The sequence below is a fragment of the Vibrio sp. 1F279 genome (assembly GCF_041439815.1).
Taxonomy (GTDB): Bacteria; Pseudomonadota; Gammaproteobacteria; order Enterobacterales; family Vibrionaceae; genus Vibrio; species Vibrio tasmaniensis_A.
Genome location: NZ_JBGOOU010000034.1, coordinates 32,977 through 53,236 on the forward strand (window position 1 = coordinate 32,977; position 20,260 = coordinate 53,236).

A 20,260-nucleotide genomic window follows, 5' to 3' on the forward strand; every position below is an offset into this window, starting at 1 on the left:
ACATGCTTACTCCTATTTCTTTGCCATACTTATGAGATGATTGGTGATGGGGTTAAGCATGTTAGCAAAATACTTCTGTGGATTATTGGTGTTAGTTTCTGTGCATGCATGGAGCTATACGAGTTCTGACGAGAGCCGATTTATTCCGGCTGATTCAGAGCTCTCTTTTATGCTGATTTATCCAGAGCTTACCCAAAGTATTTATCAAGACTCATCTCTTCCAATTTTGTGGGATTCGCCTGAACTTGTTAAGGCGTTTGAATTCCAGTTGTCACTTCTCGAACAAGCGCAAATGGCCCCGCTTTTTGAACGACAACTTAAGCAAATCCGCCACTATCAAACTCGTGGGCAATGGCAAGAGTTGGACATCTTGTTAACCGATACCTTTATTTATTACCTAAGCTACGTTGAGAATGCGCCACTTGCCGGTAAAGAGTGGTATTTCTCGGGCAAGCTGCATTCCAAGTTGCCTGCGCCTTCTCCACATATCCTGATGAGATTGAAAAGCAGTGTCACCAATGATTACTTATTAGAAATGGTATTGTCCTATGCGCCGCCTGTTGGGGATTTTGACCAATTCAAGGCGACCTACTCCGTGCTAGAAACTGCGTCTGAACTCAATATAGAGCGATACAGACAGAAAGGGTTGAAACGCTTAGGTGATGAGCTTTCAGACAAAACCATTCTTGTTGAACGCATTGCTTTGGTTGGTGTTGATACCTCGATGATCGCGGTCGATTTCCCTGTATTTGACCAAGATCTGCAATCGGCAATTAAGTCTTTTCAGCGAATGCACGGCCTTACAGACGATGGGATCGTCGGGCCGGATACGATCAAATGGATCAACATGAGCTTTGATGAACGATTGACTTCGCTGGCTCTCAATGCCGAACGTGTTCGTTTGTGGCCAAGAGACAGAGACTCTCTCATCGTCGTCAATGTCCCTAGTTTTGATATGAAGTATTGGGAAGATGGTGAAGAGGTCTTTGAGTCCAAAGTTGTCGTGGGCAGAAAGTCGCGAAAAACACCGCTTTTAGAGATAAACCTAGATTCGGTTATCTTAAATCCTACTTGGAACGTGCCATGGAAAATCATGGTCAAAGACATCTTGCCTAAAGTAAAAGCGGACGAAAGCTACCTAGAGACACACAACTTTCAAGTGATTGATGGTTGGCGCACCATGGAAACCGTCGACACCACAGATATTGATTGGCAGACCATCAATTTCAATTCGTTCCCATATCGAATGCGTCAACAGGCGGGCTCACGTAATGCATTAGGTTTGTACAAGTTCAACACACCCAACAAGCGAGCTATCTATCTGCACGATACGCCAAGTAAAGGCCTGTTTAATGATGACTTCCGTGCTTACAGTTCAGGTTGTATACGTGTCGAACATGCAGAGGAATTGGCTGAATTGTTGTTTGCCACCAAGGTAAGGAAAGTACCTAACCAAAGTAACGATCTTGCTCCTAATACTAAGGTTCGCCTCAAGAAGCGAATCCCCGTGCATATCATCTATCAAACCGTGCTGTTTGAAGAAGGGGGCATACAGTATCGTGGTGACATCTACCAATATGATAAAGAGGGTGGTTAACCATCATTGAAGCCAATAAGGGTGATCTTGACCAAAAAATGACAACCAAGCTTCTATTGATAAAATTATGATGTGGATCAATAACTAATCGTGCAAAGGTTACAATTACTAACCTTTTGGGCGGTTTTTGTACGTTGACGCAGCAATTTCCATTATGTATCGTGCATTTTTCGTTCGATCTAATTGGTTTTTTTGCTGTATGTCTCAAAGTTTATTTTCACGCCGTCAGTTTCTGACTTACGCTGGTGGTACTGCTGTTGTCGCCTCAATTACTCCTTCTATCGCTTTTGCTTCATACCCTGATCAACCAAGAACGATTAGCATGAACAATCTTCACACAGGTGAACGATTAGAGACCTGTTATTTCGATGGTACTAACTATGTTGGTGATGAAATGGCTCGTCTAAGCAAACTATGCCGTGATTTCCGTCGTAATGAGATTCATCCAATGGATAAGAACCTGTTTGATCAGATCACTCAGATTCAAAATGTACTGGGTATTCAAAAAGAAGTTCAAATCATCTCTGGTTACCGTTCTCCAGCGACCAATGAAGCACTGCGCTCAAAGTCGAGTGGCGTAGCCAAGAAGAGCTACCACATGTTAGGTAAAGCGATCGATTTCCGTATTGATGGCGTTAACCTAAAAGAATTAAGAGACGTTGCTAAAAGCTTGAATGCGGGTGGTGTCGGTTATTATGCACGTAGCAACTTTATCCATATTGATACAGGTCCAGCCCGCAGTTGGTAGCGTTAAGCTGAATTTACGAGCGAATGCTAGGTACTTGTCAAAGTAGACATCCAATGTCATAGTTTGCCCAAATTTCAGTTTGCCCTCTAAGGTTTGTATATGTCTCTTAAGTATCAAGTTGTCCCTGTTACCTCGTTCTCTCAAAACTGCTCAATTGTGTGGTGTGATGAGACAATGGAAGGCATTGTTGTCGATCCGGGCGGTGATGTTCAGCAACTGGCTGCTATCATCGAAGAGTTAGGTGTTAAAGTGGTGAATTTGGTATTGACTCACGGTCACCTAGACCATGTGGGCGGAACAGTACCGCTTGCTGAAATCTTGAACGTGAACATTGTTGGCCCACATAAAGCCGATAACTTTTGGCTTCAAGGTCTAGAGAATCAAAGCCAGATGTTCGGCTTCCCACTGTGTAAAGCTTTTGAACCAAACACTTGGTTAGAAGAGGGCGACAAAGTGACTTTTGGTAACCAAGTTATCGATGTGATTCACACGCCGGGTCATACTCCGGGTCACGTCGTGCTATTCAGTGAGCAAGCGCGTATGGCGTTTGTTGGTGATGTTTTATTTAACGGTGCTATTGGTCGCACGGATTTCCCGCAAGGCGACTTCAACACGCTAATTGCTTCAATCAAGACTAAACTTTGGCCGCTAGGCAGTGACGTGACATTTGTACCGGGCCATGGTCCAGAGTCTACATTTGGTCGTGAGCGCGCATCAAATCCATTCGTTGCCGACGAGATGCCTCTTTATTAATTAAATCTTTGATTTAATATAAGAACGATTGAAAATGAAGCTTAGCTTTTGTTATGGAAGCTAAGCTTTTTTATTGTGTGCGGTTTTACTTTTAAACCAGTTTAATTTTAATCAGAAAGACGTTCGGCTGCCGCCAAGTAGCGTCGAGCCAGTCCAACAAACTCCTCCCCACTGATATTCAGATCATGGGTTGATATGAAAATGTCATACCCGTGGAAGCCTCTTTGATATTTCATTCTGTTGGCAAGCATCGCCTGTAATCCAGAATAGTCTTTAATCACCGCGTTGTGATTATTTGCTTTATCGGATGAATCCGCATCCATTTGCGTTTGTTGAACGCTGAAACTCACTTCGTCGGTATTCTTTGATTCTTTATATTGGCTTAATTCCACACACCCGTTTTCGGTACAACGAGTGTGGTAGTGCGATGAGTCTAAAACCATATCTTCAAAGTTCGATTCTTTACCCGCTTGCTTCGCTCCCAAGTACAAAAGTGCTCGTTGGCTGAGCAGTAATTCACAAGTGATTTTAGGACAAATCGAATCGAGGTAGGGCGAGTAATCTTTAACCTTGATACCAATCCAAGGAAGAGGTTGGTGCCATCCATCTTGCTCATAGGTACAAAGCCCAATCTTTTGGATGTTATTCCATTTTAAAACCCACCCGCCTTTATAAAAATGCTGCTGAAAATGAGTCGGTGTGAGGGTGAACATCACTCTGCTGCGCAACATTAAATAATAGCCAGTTCCTAGTAGGGCAATAATGCAAAAAGCACCCACGATCAGTAACTTTGGGTTGTCACTGTAGAGCGCAACGATCAAGCAAACGAAGCCTAAAATGATGGCGAGAATACGATACGAACGTTTGAATGAAGGCAAAGAGAAATTTGTAAGGTGACGAGTGTCCATAGGCAACACCAAATTTTCATATTTTTGTCTGGATGGATAACCAGTGTATATGACCCTGAATTGATAAGTCGATGATTAAATAATAGACGCTAGTAGACAATATCGGTATTTTTCGTCGACTTTCGACGCTTCACTCTACAAATAGCTCCGGTTTTTTGGTATAAATCGCGCTTCAAATTTTCACCACTGCGAAAAGAGCAGTGAACTGGAGAAATATTCAATGAGACTTGCTCATAAGCGTAAGGTGCAGGCTAAACTGCAGAAACGCACTAAAGCGGCTGTAGTTAAAGCAGTGGCAACGCCGAAAAAAGCGAAGCCTGTCGCAGAGAAAGTTGTAGCAGAAAAAACTGTAGCAGCAAAACCAGCGGTAGAGAAAGCAGTAGCAGCAACTAAAGAAGTTGCAGTAGCACTGACTCCTAAGCAACAACAAGTTCTAGACATCGTTGTTAGCAATGCTGAAGGCATTAACCCTAAAGGTATCGGCCTAGCAGCTGGTCAAGAAGACGCGAAAGCAGCTTCATGGGCAACAGGCGCATTGAAAAAACTTCTTGAAGAAAACCTAGTAGCGAAAGAGCAACTTGCAGGTAACAAGGTTATCTACAAAGCTATGTAATCCCGCGGGATTACATTCGCTTCGTTAAAGTTTTTAAGCCTCGATTATCGAGGCTTTTTTGTATCTGGAGGATCATGTTAATCTCAATCCTCAATCCTAAACTCGACCCCATACTCATATTCGAACCTAGCCCCAGAAACCTTATTTCCAATCGGCAGGCCCCTTCCGTTATTCACCAGTCTTTCGCGTGTCCCATGTTTCGAATCAGTAGGCACCAAAGTAGGACGTCTAATTCTCTGAAACTTTGATTTATATGGATAAATGCATTTAAGTGCGTATTTGATGTGTGGCGAGAATAGAGCTTCCTCACGAAATGGAAATCAATTGTTAATGCAGTTTCACTATAACTACTTAGGTATTTATCAATACTAATTACCCTAATGAATCTCCCAGAGCCTTTAAAATCGACATCGCTAAATTATCTCCTACGTAGTTCTACGTAATCCTTTGGTCTAATACGCAGTTTATGTGAGTCCGTCGTGCGTGCTCTCCCTGATATCTTGTTGCTACATCACGGTGCACTCTTATGTTGAATCATAAAAAATGCTCATAGAAAGAGTGTTAACCCAACAAAGGACGTGAATATGAGTCTCATTTCTAACTCCCTCACACGAGTTTTTAAAAACGTTGCAGTTACTGCAGCGGCTTGTTTAGCTTTGGTCGCTACTGGTGCAACTGCTGCTGATAAGGTTTATCGCTTGAAGCTTGCTGAAACATGGGGACCAAACTTCCCTGTATTCGGTGACGCGACGAAGAACATGGCTGCGATGGCTGAGAAAATGTCGAACGGTCGACTGCAAATCAGAATCGATTCTGCGAACAAACACAAAGCACCGCTTGGCGTTTTTGACATGGTTAAGTCTGGTCAATACGACATGGGGCACTCAGGCTCTTACTACTGGAAAGGTAAAGTTCCAAACACGCTTTACTTCACTTCTATGCCTTTCGGTATGACGCCAGCTGAACAATATGCGTGGTTCTATCACGGTGGTGGTATGGAGTTGATGGAGCAGGTTTACTCTCCACATAATCTGATGTCGTTCCCAGGTGGTAATACGGATATCCAGATGGGGGGTTGGTTTCAAAAAGAGATCAACAGTGTGGAAGACCTACAAGGTCTGAAAATGCGTATCCCTGGCTTTGCTGGTGAGATTCTAGCGGAGTTAGGCGCTAAACCTACCAATATTGCCCCAGGTGAGCTTTACACATCTCTAGAGCGTCGCACAATCGATGCACTAGAGTGGGTAGGTCCATCACTTGATCTGCGTATGGGCTTCCACAAGATCGCGCCTTACTACTACACAGGTTGGCATGAGCCGGGTTCAGAGCTTCAATTCCTAGTGAACAAGCGTACATGGAACAAGCTTCCTGAAGACCTACAAGAAATCTTGCGTGTTGCAATGCGTACAGCGGCTTACGACATGTACACACAAGCAACGCACGAAAGTGGCAAGAACTGGGTTTCAATGAAAACAGAATACCCAGACGTACAAGTTAAAGATTTCCCACCAGAGGTTATGTCTGCACTGAAAGAAGCGAACGATCGCCTACTTGCTAAGCACGCTGAGAAAGATGCATTGGCAAAAGAGATTCAAGCTTCACAAGCAAGCTACCTAGAGCAAGTACGTTCATGGACGGATATTTCACACAGAGCTTATTTAAATAGCCAAGCGAAATAATCGACAGTTTTTGAACTGAAGCTAAATGAACCCAAAGCTATTCTTGTTAGGTAACTAAGAGTGACTAAGCGGCGGGTTCATTTTAACCATAATAACTAGGGCGTGTTGACCTTTCGAGCTGATTTTTGCAGCGAGTTGCAGGGTATTTATACAAGGCAGAGGCTTTGATGTGTAGCTAGCCTCCATGAGAAGCCGATAACGTAGTAGAAATGACCAGCAAACGCTGCCCGAAGGGTTCGGCTAAAAGCGTTTTACTCTTTGTTGAGGGGGGGGGGCTTAGAATGACTAGGCTACTTCCCCCTCGCCGCGATTAAAACGCTTTTATCTCGAACAAAATTTAACCACGAAAGGTTAACACTCCCTAAGCAGGATAAATCCTGTAATACGCCCAAGAACCCTTTCTACGTCGTGCCTATTGCTAGCTATAAACTGAATCGTTTTTAGTTTGGGTTAGTTGTGCTGCGCGATGTCTTTTCAAATTCCATGGAGTCGGGAATGCGAAGTCTAATTTATATTGAACGCCTGTTTAATCGTATCGGTGATGCACTGGGATGGCTTTCCAGTATGTTGTTTATTCTACTTATCGCTAACGTTGTGTATGACGTTGTCATGAGATATGCCTTCAATGATGTCTCAATCGCCTTCCAAGAGATGGAATGGCACCTTTTCTCAGCCGTTTTTCTATTAGGTGTTCCTTATGCCATCAAGGCAGGTGGTCATGTTCGAGTAGACGTGTTCTACGAACAATTGAGCTTTAAAGCGCAAGCCATTATTGACCTGCTAGGCACACTGATCTTTCTGATGCCTTTCTGTTTGCTGGTTGCTTGGTTTGGTATTGATGTTGCCAAAGAGAGTTATAACCTCGGCGAAACCTCAGGTGACCCGGGTGGCCTGCCATATCGATGGATCATCAAAGCCATGATTCCACTGTCATTTTTCTTGATGGCACTCAGCGGAGTCGGTTTGATCCTGCACTCGTTGAACAAAATTTTTAATCCGCACCTTATCCATGCAAACAATACTCATACAAAGAATAAGTAGAGGCTGAACATGATTGGAATAGTAATGTTTTTCGTAGCCTTGTTTGCACTTTTACTAGGCTTCCCGGTGGCGTTTACCTTTGGTGGTATCGCGCTAATCTTTGGTGTTTGGGCGGAAGGCATCGAAATGTTTGCCTTCATGCCATATCGAATTCAATCAATCATGGAAAATACGGTGCTGATGGCCGTTCCATTGTTTGTTTTCATGGGACTTGTTCTACAAAAGACTAAGCTTGCTGAGCAGTTACTTGAGTCTATGGGACGACTGTTTGGTGGTGTACGAGGTGGTATCGCAATCTCGACAGTTCTCGTAGGTTCACTGCTTGCCGCTTCAACCGGTGTGGTAGGCGCTTCTGTGGTTGCAATGGGGCTTATCTCGTTGCCCGTCATGCTCAAGTACAACTACGACAAAGGCTTAGCCTGCGGCACCATCTGTGCGTCTGGTACGTTAGGGCAAATCATTCCGCCATCCATCGTCTTGATTCTATTGGGGGACGTATTGGGTGTTCCGGTAGGTGACTTGTTCCAAGCCGCGATTTGGCCGGGCGTGATGTTAGTGGGGGCTTATATCGTTTATATCTTAATATACGCGAAGCTTAACCCTGAAGCCGCTCAACCAATTGAGCGTGATGATTCCATCAGCCGTAAACAAGAAGTCATCAACGCATTGAAAGCAATCATACCGCCACTCGCGCTGATTATTGTCGTATTGGGCTCTATCTTTGCGGGTGTTGCTACGCCGACAGAGTCTGCTGCTCTGGGTGGTGCGGGTGCGATGGTACTCGCTTTGCTCTACGGTCAGTTTAGTTGGTCGATGGTGTATGACGCCTCTAAAGAGACGGTCAAAGTAACGGCAATGGTATTTGCTATCTTGTTGGGTGCAACGGCATTCTCAATGGCGTTTACTTATACTGGCGGTGATTATCTGGTTGAAGAATGGATGCTGCAGTTGCCGGGTGAGAAGTGGGGTTTCTTGATCATTACCATGTTGGTGATTTTGATTCTGGGTTTCTTCATCGACTTCGTAGAAATCTGTTTCATCATTGTGCCGATTATTGCGCCTGTTGCTGAACTGATGGGAATCAACATGACTTGGTTCGCAATCCTTATCGCGATGAACCTTCAAACCTCATTCTTGACGCCACCGTTTGGCTTCAGTTTGTTCTATCTAAAAGGGGTGGCACCAAAAGGTGTGACTACCAAGGATATCTACCGAGGCGTGATGCCTTTCATTTTGATTCAAATCCTCGTACTTGGATCACTTCTCGCTTTCCCATCTTTCTATGGAATGTGAGTGAAGCCTAGAATGTGAATGATATGTTTCAACGGCTATCCATAAATTGATAAAGTAAAACGGCTTATTGATGTTCAATAAGCCGTTTTTTGTGAGGAAAAGGAATGCCTCTAAAAGTTAAGCTGATTTTGCTGACGCTACTCCCGTTGCTGATTGTAACGGCGAGCATTAGTTGGATCTCGTTACACCAAACTAAGACGTTGGGTGAGAAAGAGGTCGAAATCTTCCGAGACAGCTTAATTAAGTCGCGTGAAAACGCCCTCAAAGACACTGTTGATCTCGCATTTGATGCCATCGAACATATCTACAATGATCCCGATATCCAAGAAGCACAAGCCAAAAGAGAAGTTCGAACCATATTGTCTAAACTAAGGTATGGCTCTGACGGTTACTTCTTTGCGTATGATCGCCACGGAACCAATTTGGTTCATCCAATCCAGCCAGAGTTGATAGGGCAAAACTTACTTCAACTGCAAGATGAAGATGGCGACTTTCTGATAGAAGCCTTGTTAAGAGAAGCACAAACAGGCGGAGGATTTCACCAATATTTGTGGCAAAAACCTTCGACAGGTGAGGTGGTATCGAAGCTGAGTTACGCCGCTTGGTTAGAGCGCTGGGACTGGATGATTGGCACCGGCTTGTATATTGAGGATGTGCATCAAGAAGTGGCCTCGATGCAGGCCGCAATTAACAAGAATATTGAAACCACGTTCTTTTCGATTGTGGTGATTCTGAGTGTGACGGTCGCGGTCATCATTGTACTGACCTTGGCCATTAACATGCATGAACATCGGATAGCGGATAACAACTTGAAGGAACTAGCTCATAAGACGGTGATGTTTCAAGAGGACGAAAAGAAGCATCTAGCGCGTGAGCTGCATGATGGTATTAACCAGTTATTAGTGTCGAGTCGCTGTCACTTAGAACTGCTCGGTAATAAGCTACAAAGCGAAGACCTTAAAGCGCATTTGAATAAGTCTCAGCATTCACTGATGCGGGCAATCGAAGAGGTGAGGCATATTTCGCATCAACTTCGTCCAAGTTCATTGGATGATATCGGCTTAGAAGCGGCGTTGTCTTCGCTGTTATTAGATTTTCAGGCGCACTCGAGCATTGAAGTGGAAACCTTGTTTAATACGCAGCCGGGAAAGTTGAAATCAGAAGCTGCGACGACTTTATATCGAGTGGTGCAAGAGTCACTGAATAATATAGAGAAACACGCACAAGCGACCAAAGTAACGGTTATTGCACAGCAAATTGGAAATGTGTTGCAGTTGCTCATCCAAGACGATGGAGTCGGTTTCAATACCTATAAAGCAATGGAAAAGTGAGGTATTGGGTTACGTAACATGAGAGAACGGGTGGAGTTCATCGGTGGTGACTTTGAATTGATGAGTGAGGTTGGCTTTGGAACGGAAATTACAGTGTTACTGACACTAGAGGGATTAGTGAATGAGTGAAGTTATTCGAGTTGTGATTGCAGATGATCACCAAGTGGTACTGGATGGCTTTATGGCGAGATTAGAACTCGAGCCTGATATTAGCGTGATAGGTACAGCTAGCAATGGATTAGAAGCCGTTGAAGTGGTTAAAGACCTGCGCCCTGATGTGGTGTTGATGGATATCAGCATGCCTATCATGAATGGTATTGATGCCACTCACCTGATTAAAGAGGAAGATCCTCAAGCTAAAGTGCTGATGCTGACCATGCATAACAACCGTGAATACATCATGAAGGTGATGCAATCGGGTGCTGTCGGCTATATGTTGAAAGAAATTTCGGCTGAAAAAATGGTGCAAGCAATCAAGACGGTCAATCAAGGCTCAACCTATTTCTGTGAAAAAGTGACTCAGAACTTGTTTACCCAGCCTATTACTCCCACACAATCTGTGAAGAACCCATTGAGTAGGCGTGAGGAAGCTGTGTTGAAATTAGTGGCTAAAGGGGAGAGCAGTAAAGAGATCGCGAAGGGATTAAATATCAGTTACCGAACGGTTGAAACCCATAGACAAAATATCAAGCATAAGCTCGACATTCACTCTACGGCAGAGCTTGCCAAGTATGCTGTTAGCTCTGGGCTTGTTGAGTGATGTTACGCTAAATTACAGTGAATGTGTAATTTAATTACCAAATGTGCCGTTTACACCCGTTTTTTGATGGTTTTTTTAGTATTTTTGCGACGAGTTGTTATTCTTCCTTTCGAAATTTAAGTGCCAAATGCAATGTTGCAAATTGTGCGCTACTAATTAGAGAGGATGCATGGAGCCTGTAAAGGATAGGTATAGTATTGATAATACTGATTATACCGTAGGACAAGATAATGTTCAGAAATGGGGTTTTGATGTTCATAACCCTGTATTTGGAATCAGCGCTGGGGCGATAATTGCTTTCCTGATTGCGCTTTTGGTTGCAGAACCTGAAACAGCTAAAGCGGCACTTGATGGCGTTAAGTGGAAAGTCATCGGTAACTTCGATGGTTTCTTTATGTGGGCTGCGAACCTTTTCGTATTTTTCTGTTTTGTCCTCATTATCTCCCCTTACGGAAAGATACGTATAGGTGGTGATGATGCTAAAGCAGAGCACTCTAATCTATCATGGATGTCGATGCTATTTGCTGCAGGTATGGGTATTGGCCTCATGTTCTGGGGTGTGGCAGAGCCCGTTGCTTACTTTACCGGTTGGTATGAAACACCGCTCGGTGTTGAAGCGTATTCTCCTGAAGCGGCTAAGTTGGCACTCGGTGCAACCATCTACAACTGGGGCTTGCACGGTTGGGCAATCTACGCCGTTGTTGCTTTGTCTCTTGCCTTCTTTACTTTCAATAAAGGATTACCGCTTTCTATTCGCTCAATCTTTTACCCGCTACTCGGTGATAGAACTTGGGGGTGGTTTGGTCATATCGTTGATATTGTCGCAGTACTTGCAACATTGTTTGGCCTTGCAACATCACTTGGCCTAGGTGCACAGCAAGCCGCAAGCGGTATTAACCATGTATTTGGTACCGATGGCGGTATTGGTATGCAGCTTATTGTTATTGCAGTGGTAACACTGTTGGCAACAATGTCGGTGATTCGCGGCATTAACGGTGGTGTTAAGGTTCTCAGCAACGTCAACATGGTTGTTGCATTAGGCTTGCTGATCTTCGTAACTATCGCGGGTGGCATGGCGGGTATTAAGGCGATACTAACCGCGCTAATGGGCTACATTGAGAACTTTATTCCTCTTAGCAACCCTCATGGTCGTGATGATGAAACATGGATGCAAGGTTGGACGGTATTTTACTGGGCTTGGTGGATTTCATGGTCACCATTCGTAGGCATGTTCATCGCTCGTATCTCTAAAGGTCGTACAATTCGTGAATTCATCGTTGCAGTCTTATTTATCCCGACGTCTGTCATTATCATTTGGATGGCTATTTTCGGTGGTATTGCGATTGACCAGGTGGCGAATAAAGTGGGTGAGATTGGTATAAATGGTCTGCAAGATATTACACTTTCTCTATTCCACACTTATGATGCGCTGCCAATGAGCTCAGTGCTTTCAGTGGTATCGATTGGTTTGATTATGGTGTTCTTCATCACCTCATCAGACTCAGGTTCATTGGTTATTGATAGCATTACTTCTGGCGGTAAAGTCGATGCACCTGTTCCACAGCGTGTATTTTGGGCATTGATGGGCGGTGCGATTGCGGCGGTTCTACTGTGGGTTGGTGGTACTGAATCTATTCAGGCATTACAAGCTGGAACAGTCTCAATGGCACTACCATTTGCCTTCATATTAGCCTAAGTTTGTTTCTTGGTTTACGTACAGAGAATCAATTGGTTAAGCAGCAAAGTGCTTTGAGCTAAAAGTATTTTTCAAATAGAGGCCGACTTAGTCGGCCTTTTTTTCGCCGCAAACATAAGTGATTACCTATATTTTGTTTGAAAATCCATCGAACTGATTCTAGTTTACTGAAAACAATAAGTTAACCTGCTAAACTTCAGACATCCAAGTATTTGAATTATCGTGACAACAGCTTGTACTACTTGGATCGTATGTTCGAGTTTGTGATTCAGTCACAGGAAAGTAAGGGATATGAGGTCAACAGACCTTATAAGTATTCCGTAGAGAGGAATAATGACTAAAGGTATAGATAAATACAGTATCGACAGTACGGATTACACTGTTGGTCAAGATAACGTCCAAAAATGGGGTTTTGACGTTCATAACCCAGTGTTTGGTATCAGTGCGGGACTCATCACTTTGTTCTTGATCGGTGTGCTGCTTACAGATACCGCTTCAGCGAAGTCAGCATTGGATGGTGTTAAATGGCAAATTATCAATTCATTTGATTGGTTGTTCATTTGGTCCGGTAATATTTTCGTTATTTTTTGCTTAGGCTTGATTGTTTCTCCGTTTGGTAAAATCCGCCTTGGTGGTGTTGATGCAACGGCAGATTACTCATTCATGTCTTGGTTATCGATGCTGTTTGCTGCAGGTATGGGTATTGGCTTGATGTTCTGGAGTGTTGCAGAACCTGCGGCTTACTACACAGGTTGGTATGAAACGCCACTTGGCGTAGAGGCAAATACACCAGAAGCTGCAAAACTAGCACTCGGTGCAACCATGTATCACTGGGGGCTTCACCCTTGGGCTATTTATGGTGTTGTGGCGCTTTCACTGGCTTTCTTCTCTTACAACAAGGGATTACCGCTTTCAATTCGTTCTATCTTCTACCCAATTTTAGGTGATAGAGCGTGGGGCTGGGCTGGTCACATCGTTGATATTCTTGCTGTACTTGCAACCCTGTTTGGTTTGGCGACATCGCTTGGCCTTGGTGCGCAACAAGCGGCAAGTGGTATTCAGCATGTATTCGGCATTGAGGCAGGCTTAGGGTTACAAGTCATTGTTATTACCGTAGTAACTTTGCTAGCGGTCGTATCCGTACTTCGTGGTATTGATGGTGGCGTTAAAGTGATCAGTAACATCAACATGTTGGTTGCTTTCCTACTGCTTATCCTAGTAGCTCTAATCGGCTACGCAGTGACTCTAGGTTCAATCCCTACAACATTGATGGCATACATCGAGAACATCATTCCGTTGAGCAACCCTCACGGTCGTGAAGATGAAGCTTGGTTACATGGTTGGACTGTATTCTACTGGGCCTGGTGGATCTCATGGTCTCCATTTGTCGGTATGTTTATCGCGCGTGTTTCTAAAGGTCGTACTGTTCGTGAGTTCATTACAGCGGTACTGATTGTTCCAACGACAGTGACTATCATTTGGATGTCAGTGTTCGGTGGTATGGCAATTGATCAAATCGTGAATAAGGTTGGTACCCTAGGTCAAAATGGCTTAACTGATGTATCACTGGCAATGTTCCAAATGTTTGATGTATTGCCGTTTGGTACTCTGCTTTCAATCATTGCGGTTGTATTGGTTCTCGTATTCTTTATTACATCGTCTGACTCGGGCTCTTTAGTTATCGACAGCATTACTGCTGGTGGTAAAGTTGATACGCCTGTACCTCAACGTGTGTTCTGGGCGTTCCTTGAAGGTGCGATTGCAGTAGCTCTATTGTGGGTTGGCGGAACTGAAGCCGTTCAAGCTCTGCAAGCGGGTGCAATCTCAACCGCGTTGCCATTCACCATCATTCTATTATTGATGTGTGTGAGCCTACTAATGGGTATGCGAACAGAGAAAAGATAGACTAGCTACTATTCGATTTTTCATTTTTTGATGTTGAATACAAAGTAAAACAAAAGGCAGAAGAGGAAACTCTCCTGCCTTTTTTTTATCCATTTTACAGCCTGTAACACTGTATATATCGTAGGAATCGTCGTTGAAATGGCGCCTTGAATTTGGCGAAAAGCCAAGTAATTGGCGAAAGATAAGTTTTTGGTTTTATTGCAAATATAATGTGATGTGAAACTGTGAAATAGCTCGAATCGTTTACTTAAATTGGGTAGTATTCGCTAGATTTTCCACCACTCGTGAAACTTACTAATGAAATTAACACTTAAGCAGAAGTTGATAGGTGCTAGCCTATCTGCTGTTATCGTCATGGCAACAGCCTTGACTTGGTTATCAGCAAACCAATTATTTGAAGAGACTCGTAATGGCGTATACCAACGAGCTGAAAGCGTATCTGAAGCAGCATCTGAAGGTATTAAAAACTGGATTGATATTCGCACGGATATCGCATCAGCGTTTAATGACTTTTCACGAGAGGATGATGTTGTTCCTTTCCTTAAGCAAGCTCGTGTAGCGGGTGGCTTTGACGATATCTTTTTAGGTACTCCAGAAGGCGGAATGTACCGTTCACATCCTGAACGTAATCGTGCAGATTACGACCCTCGTCAACGCCCTTGGTACCAAGAAGCAAACGCAGCCGGTAAGCAAATTATTACGACCGCTTATCAAGATGCGATTACCCAAGCGCTTCTAGTTACGATTGCTGAACCTGTTCGTCATAACGGTAAGCTTATTGGTGTTGTTGGTGCGGATGTACTTATTGATCAGCTAGTCAACGATGTTATCAGCTTAGATGTTGGTGACAACGCTTACGCAATGCTCATTGATGCCTCTGACGGCACATTCCTAGCACACCCAGACTCAGCACTGAGCCTTAAGCCTGTAAGCCAGCTTTCAAACGACATTTCTATGCCTATCATCGAAAACGCAGTGCGTACGGGTAGCATCGAGATTATCAAAGAGCGCGGTGCTGAGAAGCTTCTTTACTTCACTAATGTGCCTAATACGAACTGGATTTTCGCAGTTCAGATGGACAAAGCAACAGAAGAAGCGAATCACTCAATACTTCTTACGCAACTCATTACTACAGCGGTTGTAATTACTCTGATCGTTATCGTGTTGGTTTCTATGTTGGTTAGTTTCCTATTCCGCGACTTAAACCGCGTTTCAGCGGCACTTGAAGAAATTGCTTCAGGCGAGGGCGACTTGACTCAACGTCTTGAGCTCAAAAGTGATGACGAAATTGGTAAACTTGCGGCAAATTTCAATCATTTTGTGGGCAACATGCACACCATGGTACTCAAGCTAAGTGAAGTGTCTGCTGCATTGGGTAACCAAGCACGTCAAACAGCTTCTCAAGCTGAAGAGCGTAGTGCTCGCATTCAGATGCAACAAGACGAAATCAATATGGTAGCAACAGCCGTGAACGAAATGGCTGCAGCAACACAAGAGATTGCGGGTAATGCTGATCAAACTGCACAGAATTCATCTGAAGCTGTTGGCGCGTGTGAGCACGGTACGGGTCAAGTTACACAGACTCAAAGCTCAATCCAAAACCTTGCACAAGAAGTTCAAGTTGCAACGAACGTGATTCTTGAGCTTGAAGAGCACGGCAATAGCATCAACGCTATCTTGTCCAATATCCAAGGCATTGCTGAACAAACTAACTTACTTGCACTTAACGCAGCGATTGAAGCTGCCCGTGCTGGCGAACAAGGTCGCGGTTTTGCGGTTGTTGCTGATGAAGTGAGAGTTTTGAGCCAACGTACACACGGTTCAACTCAAGAAATTCAACAAACGATTGAATTACTGCAAGGTACAACGGGCAAAGCGGTAAGTATCATGAACGATAGCCGAACGCTTGCCGAAACAAGTGTTGATGATTCAAACTCAGCGGCCGCTAGCTTAACGCAAATTCATGCTGCTGTTGAACGTATCAGTGATATGGCGACTCAAATCGCTTCTGCTGCAGAAGAGCAAGCGTCAGTAACGTCTGAGATTACTCGTAACACTGAAGGAATCCGTGACGTATCTAACGAGCTAGCAGGTGAAGCGCACCAAGCTGCAGAACAAGCTGCTCAGCTTTCTGAACTGTCTAATGAACTAGAAAATGAAATCAGCCGTTTTAAGCTGTAATTATAGATAGATAGATAGATAGATAGATAGATAGATAGAAGCCCCAACTTAGGTTGGGGCTTTTTTATGTTCGCTTTTTAGAAGAAGCAAAATGTCGTGATCTAATCATGCTGGGCTATTGTTTATTGAAGGTTAAACAGCCCGAGCGTGACACCGAATATGTTTTATTATGGCTTCTAAACCTTGACTCCGACTGGCGCTAAGCTGAGATTTTAAATCTAACTGGCGGAACCAGTCTTTAATATCGAATTCTAGAACGCTCGCGGGTTGTTGGTTGTTATAGGCGATCAACACCAACGCCAGCAAACCTTTAACTAATGAAGAATCGCTGGTCGCTTGTATCGACATTTTATTCTGTTGACCGATGTAAAGATCTAGCCATACGTTACTTTGGCAGCCTGCGATAAGATGTGTTTTATTCATCTTTTCCATAGGGAAGGGCTCTAACCGGTCTCCCAATTCTATCAAATACATATAACGTTCTTCCCAATCAACGCATCGCTCGAAGTTTCTCTGGAGCTTTTCAGGGGACATAAATTACCTTAATAGTTGGTGGATTCGTTTTAGTGACTGGCACAAGGCGTCTATGTCTTTGGGCCTTGTATACATGCCAATCGATGCGCGACACAGCGAGTTTTGACCGAGTCGTTTTAAAAGGGGCATTGCGCAGAGATGCCCGGTACGAATCGCAATACCATACCTATCTAAGAATGAACCGACATCAAAAGAGTGTTGGTTTTTCATATTAAAGGCCAAAACGCCGGTGCGGTTATCATCGTCGCCATAGAGCTCTATTGCTGGTACCTGTCTAATGCTCTCCACCAAATAATTCATTATATTTTTTTCATAGCCAGAGATCTCTTTGAAGCCGATAGCTTCAATGTAGTCTAGAGCGGCGCCTAAACCTAAAATGCCGGCAATATTCGGAGTACCTGCTTCGAACTTCCATGGCGCTTGGCCAAACGAGGTTCCCAAAGGCAGGGTCACTTGATCGATCATGGCTCCGCCGCCTTCCCATGGCACCATGTTGTCGAGATGTGTTTTTTTTGCATAAAGCACGCCGATGCCTGTCGGGCCATACAGTTTGTGCCCAGAGAAGGCGTAGAAATCACAATCGAGGTCCGTCACATTGACTTCATCGTGCATGACAGCTTGAGCACCGTCTACTAACACGGGGACTTTTGCTTTATGTGCAGCTTTGACTATCGTTTTAATTGGGTTTATGCGACCTAGAACATTCGATACGTGGCTAATCGCCAGCAGTTTTGTCTTTGTATTCATTAACGACACAAGGTCGTTGAGATTCAAATAGCCATTTTTTGCCATTGGCCAAACACGAATGTTGACATTATAAATTTCAGAAAGCATCTGCCAAGGAACAAGGTTGGCGTGATGCTCCATCTCCGTCACGATGATTTCGTCACCCGCTTTTAACCTAGGGCGCAAATAGCTATTCGCAACGAGATTGATGGCCTCTGTCGTCCCTTTGGTGAACACAATACTTTCTCGGGATTTAGCTGAAATGAACTGAGCAAGTTTTTCTCTTACTTGTTCCATTTCTTCGGTTGCTTTAGAGCTTAGGTAATGGACACCGCGATGAACACTCGCATAATCATGTTGATAAAACTGAGTCATGCGGTCGATAACGATTTGAGGGGTTTGGGCCGTTGCAGCACTGTCTAAATAGACCAAAGGCTTGTCGTAAACTTGAGTTCTTAGAGCTGGGAAGTCGTTAAACCAAGGGCTTGTCTTTTCGCTCGAATCAATCATTAGGACATCCTTTATTGAGTGACGCATTGATTTTATCTATCGCAGATTGTCTTAGGGCGGGGTGTTTAATTCTCTCGGTAACGCCAATGACAAACGCAGAGGTAATCATGTGTTCGGCTCGTTCTTTTGGTATACCTCTAGAGCGTAAGTAGTTGATTTGGTTTGGGTCGATTTGCCCTGTTGTTGCACCATGGCTGCATTTAACATCATCGGCATAAATCTCTAATTGAGGTTTAGAGTTAACTTGGGCGTCATCGCCTAGAATCAGACTGTGGGTGTCCATTTGCCCGTCTGTTTTTTGCGCGGTAGGGTCAACATAGATCATGCCGTCGAAAACAGACTTAGATTGGTTTCGAGCGATGGTTTTATGATTTTGTTCACTTTGGCAGTGGGGAGAGTTGTGTTTCAAATAGGTGCGAGTATCAAAAACTGCCTCACCTTGAGGTAGGGAAATACTGTCCATAGCGACAAAACCTTGTTCGCCAGTCAGTTCTGAACTTACTTGATGTCGTATCAATTGGCCGGAGTAGAGCAAGCAACAAGAGTAGGCGCTAGCATGCGCATTAACTATCAAATCGTTGTGACCGAAGTGATGTTGACTTAAGGCCTCTTCGACAATTTTAGTGTGATGATAGTGAGCACCACAACCAACGTGTTGTGTTAAGCGAGATAATGTTACGCCTCTACCACTACCTTGTGAAACATGGTGTTCGATGACGGTGACTTCCGCATGATCTGCGACTTCAATATGGCTTCTGTGGCTTGATACATCACCTTGTTTTTCGGAATTGATATGCAGAAGATAAATAGGTTTCGATATCTGCGTATTCGCTTCGACTTCGATTAATATGCCACTTGAAGCGGTAGCATCAGTAATATAGGTAAAAGCGTCTGGCTTTATTGAACGAGATAGCTCATCGATTTCAATTGGAGAGAGCGCGCAGATGGGAGTCACTCGAACTTTTGGAATCCAGTCGGAGTATCGAGCTAAAAAGAAGCCGTCGACGAAGACTAATCGATAAGCATCAATGTCTAAACTGAATTTGTTGTATGGCGTGTTAGCTGTCGACTGCTGTGGTGCGCTGCTTAGCTCTAGTTCGTTTAATCGGTCAAGAGGCGTGTATTTCCAGTCCTCATGCTGAGGGGACGGTAGCTCAACCCCAAGCAATTTAGACCATTGTTTTTTTTGCCACTCATGCGGTCGAACAAGGGTTTCAAATGAATCAAGCAATGAATGTTTATTGTTCATCAATGATCCACCCATAGCCTTTCTCTTCTAATTCTTGAGCTAACGTGTGGTCACCAGATTTTACAATCTTTCCTTGGTACAACACGTGCACGAAATCTGGCTTGATGTAATTGAGGATACGTTGATAGTGCGTGACTAAAATGAAAGCTCGTTGTTCATTCTGTAGCGCGTTTACACCTTCAGAGACGGCTTTAAGGGCATCAATATCTAGACCTGAGTCGGTCTCGTCTAGTATACAAAGATCAGGTGAGAGCACCGCCATTTGTAGAATGTCATTGCGCTTTTTCTCTCCACCAGAGAATCCCTCATTGACAGAGCGTTGGAGTAAATTTGCTGGCATCTTCAACAATTGCGCTTTTTCTTCCAATAGATCTTCAAAGTCAAAACGATCGATCGGTTCTAATCCTCGATATTCACGAATCTCGTTGAGAGCTGTATTTAGAAAGAGTTTGTTACTGACACCTGGAATTTCGACAGGGTACTGAAAGGCTAAAAATACCCCTTCACCGGCTCTTTGTTCTGGATCTAGCTCTGTAAGATCTTGACCTTTGAAAACAATCTCACCACTGACGACCTCGTAATCATCCTTGCCTGCCAGTGTGGCGGATAGGGTACTTTTTCCTGAACCGTTCGGTCCCATAATTGCGTGAACTTCACCAGGTTTAACGGTTAGGTTAATGCCCTTTAGGATGCTGTTTTCTTCAACTCTAACATGTAAATTTTTAATTTCTAACAT

The 20,260-nt window shown here is 43.9% G+C and carries 15 protein-coding genes and 2 pseudogenes; 12 read left to right on the forward strand and 5 right to left on the reverse strand.

Annotation, left to right across the window (positions count from 1 at the left end; genetic code table 11):
* The first annotated feature begins 58 nt into the window (after window positions 1–58).
* The 3 genes from ACED60_RS20320 to ACED60_RS20330 all read left to right on the forward strand — a co-directional run bounded on the left by ACED60_RS20320 (window position 59) and on the right by ACED60_RS20330 (window position 3,098).
* Complete coding sequence (locus ACED60_RS20320) at window positions 59–1,597, forward strand: murein L,D-transpeptidase (RefSeq protein WP_009848831.1); 1,539 nt, start codon at window positions 59–61, stop codon at window positions 1,595–1,597.
* Window positions 1,598–1,796: 199 nt separating this feature from the next.
* Window positions 1,797–2,345 (forward strand): YcbK family protein, encoded by a 549-nt coding sequence (locus ACED60_RS20325; RefSeq protein ID WP_009848830.1) that lies wholly within the window; start codon window positions 1,797–1,799, stop codon window positions 2,343–2,345.
* Between the two features lie 99 nt (window positions 2,346–2,444).
* Complete coding sequence (locus tag ACED60_RS20330) at window positions 2,445–3,098, forward strand: MBL fold metallo-hydrolase (protein WP_004733386.1); 654 nt, start codon at window positions 2,445–2,447, stop codon at window positions 3,096–3,098.
* A gap of 107 nt (window positions 3,099–3,205) precedes the next feature.
* Here ACED60_RS20330 and ACED60_RS20335 read toward each other — a convergent pair whose 3' ends face one another.
* Complete coding sequence (locus ACED60_RS20335) at window positions 3,206–4,006, reverse strand: DUF2982 domain-containing protein (RefSeq protein ID WP_371728328.1); 801 nt, start codon at window positions 4,004–4,006, stop codon at window positions 3,206–3,208.
* Between the two features lie 220 nt (window positions 4,007–4,226).
* On the opposite strand from ACED60_RS20335, the gene ACED60_RS20340 reads away from it, so the two are divergent.
* The 9 genes and pseudogenes from ACED60_RS20340 to ACED60_RS20380 all read left to right on the forward strand — a co-directional run bounded on the left by ACED60_RS20340 (window position 4,227) and on the right by ACED60_RS20380 (window position 16,505).
* A complete protein-coding gene (locus ACED60_RS20340) occupies window positions 4,227–4,619 on the forward strand; it encodes a hypothetical protein (protein ID WP_012604302.1) in 393 nt (130 codons plus the stop codon).
* 584 nt (window positions 4,620–5,203) lie between these two features.
* Complete coding sequence (locus tag ACED60_RS20345; protein ID WP_009847138.1) at window positions 5,204–6,298, forward strand: TRAP transporter substrate-binding protein; 1,095 nt, start codon at window positions 5,204–5,206, stop codon at window positions 6,296–6,298.
* Window positions 6,299–6,793: 495 nt separating this feature from the next.
* Window positions 6,794–7,339 (forward strand): TRAP transporter small permease subunit, encoded by a 546-nt coding sequence (locus tag ACED60_RS20350; protein WP_052879091.1) that lies wholly within the window; start codon window positions 6,794–6,796, stop codon window positions 7,337–7,339.
* A 9-nt stretch (window positions 7,340–7,348) separates the two neighbouring features.
* Window positions 7,349–8,632, forward strand: a complete 1,284-nt coding sequence (locus ACED60_RS20355; RefSeq protein WP_009847136.1) for a TRAP transporter large permease subunit — start codon at window positions 7,349–7,351, stop codon at window positions 8,630–8,632.
* A gap of 104 nt (window positions 8,633–8,736) precedes the next feature.
* Window positions 8,737–10,092, forward strand: a pseudogene (locus ACED60_RS20360) (cache domain-containing protein).
* Window positions 10,085–10,723: a response regulator transcription factor gene (locus ACED60_RS20365; protein ID WP_012604298.1), complete on the forward strand. Its 639-nt coding sequence runs from the start codon at window positions 10,085–10,087 to the stop codon at window positions 10,721–10,723. Before ACED60_RS20360 ends, ACED60_RS20365 begins: the two are co-directional and overlap by 8 nt.
* Before the next feature lie 169 nt (window positions 10,724–10,892).
* Window positions 10,893–12,481 (forward strand): annotated as a pseudogene (locus ACED60_RS20370) (BCCT family transporter).
* A 271-nt stretch (window positions 12,482–12,752) separates the two neighbouring features.
* Window positions 12,753–14,324, forward strand: coding sequence for a BCCT family transporter (locus ACED60_RS20375; RefSeq protein WP_009847132.1), 1,572 nt, complete (start codon window positions 12,753–12,755; stop codon window positions 14,322–14,324).
* A 297-nt stretch (window positions 14,325–14,621) separates the two neighbouring features.
* Window positions 14,622–16,505: a methyl-accepting chemotaxis protein gene (locus ACED60_RS20380; RefSeq protein ID WP_017103455.1), complete on the forward strand. Its 1,884-nt coding sequence runs from the start codon at window positions 14,622–14,624 to the stop codon at window positions 16,503–16,505.
* 132 nt (window positions 16,506–16,637) lie between these two features.
* Here the strand turns inward: ACED60_RS20380 and ACED60_RS20385 are convergent, their stop codons facing one another.
* The 4 genes from ACED60_RS20385 to sufC are packed head-to-tail and all read right to left on the reverse strand — an operon-like array spanning window position 16,638 to window position 20,260.
* On the reverse strand, window positions 16,638–17,039 hold the full coding sequence (locus tag ACED60_RS20385) for a SufE family protein (protein ID WP_102258314.1): 402 nt from the start codon (window positions 17,037–17,039) through the stop codon (window positions 16,638–16,640).
* A 3-nt stretch (window positions 17,040–17,042) separates the two neighbouring features.
* Window positions 17,043–18,275 (reverse strand): SufS family cysteine desulfurase, encoded by a 1,233-nt coding sequence (locus tag ACED60_RS20390; RefSeq protein ID WP_135382630.1) that lies wholly within the window; start codon window positions 18,273–18,275, stop codon window positions 17,043–17,045.
* A complete protein-coding gene (sufD, locus tag ACED60_RS20395) occupies window positions 18,268–19,524 on the reverse strand; it encodes a Fe-S cluster assembly protein SufD (protein ID WP_371728329.1) in 1,257 nt (418 codons plus the stop codon). The genes ACED60_RS20390 and sufD overlap by 8 nt, the downstream gene beginning before the upstream one ends.
* Window positions 19,514–20,260, reverse strand: a complete 747-nt coding sequence (gene sufC, locus ACED60_RS20400) for a Fe-S cluster assembly ATPase SufC (protein WP_371728330.1) — start codon at window positions 20,258–20,260, stop codon at window positions 19,514–19,516. The genes sufD and sufC overlap by 11 nt, the downstream gene beginning before the upstream one ends.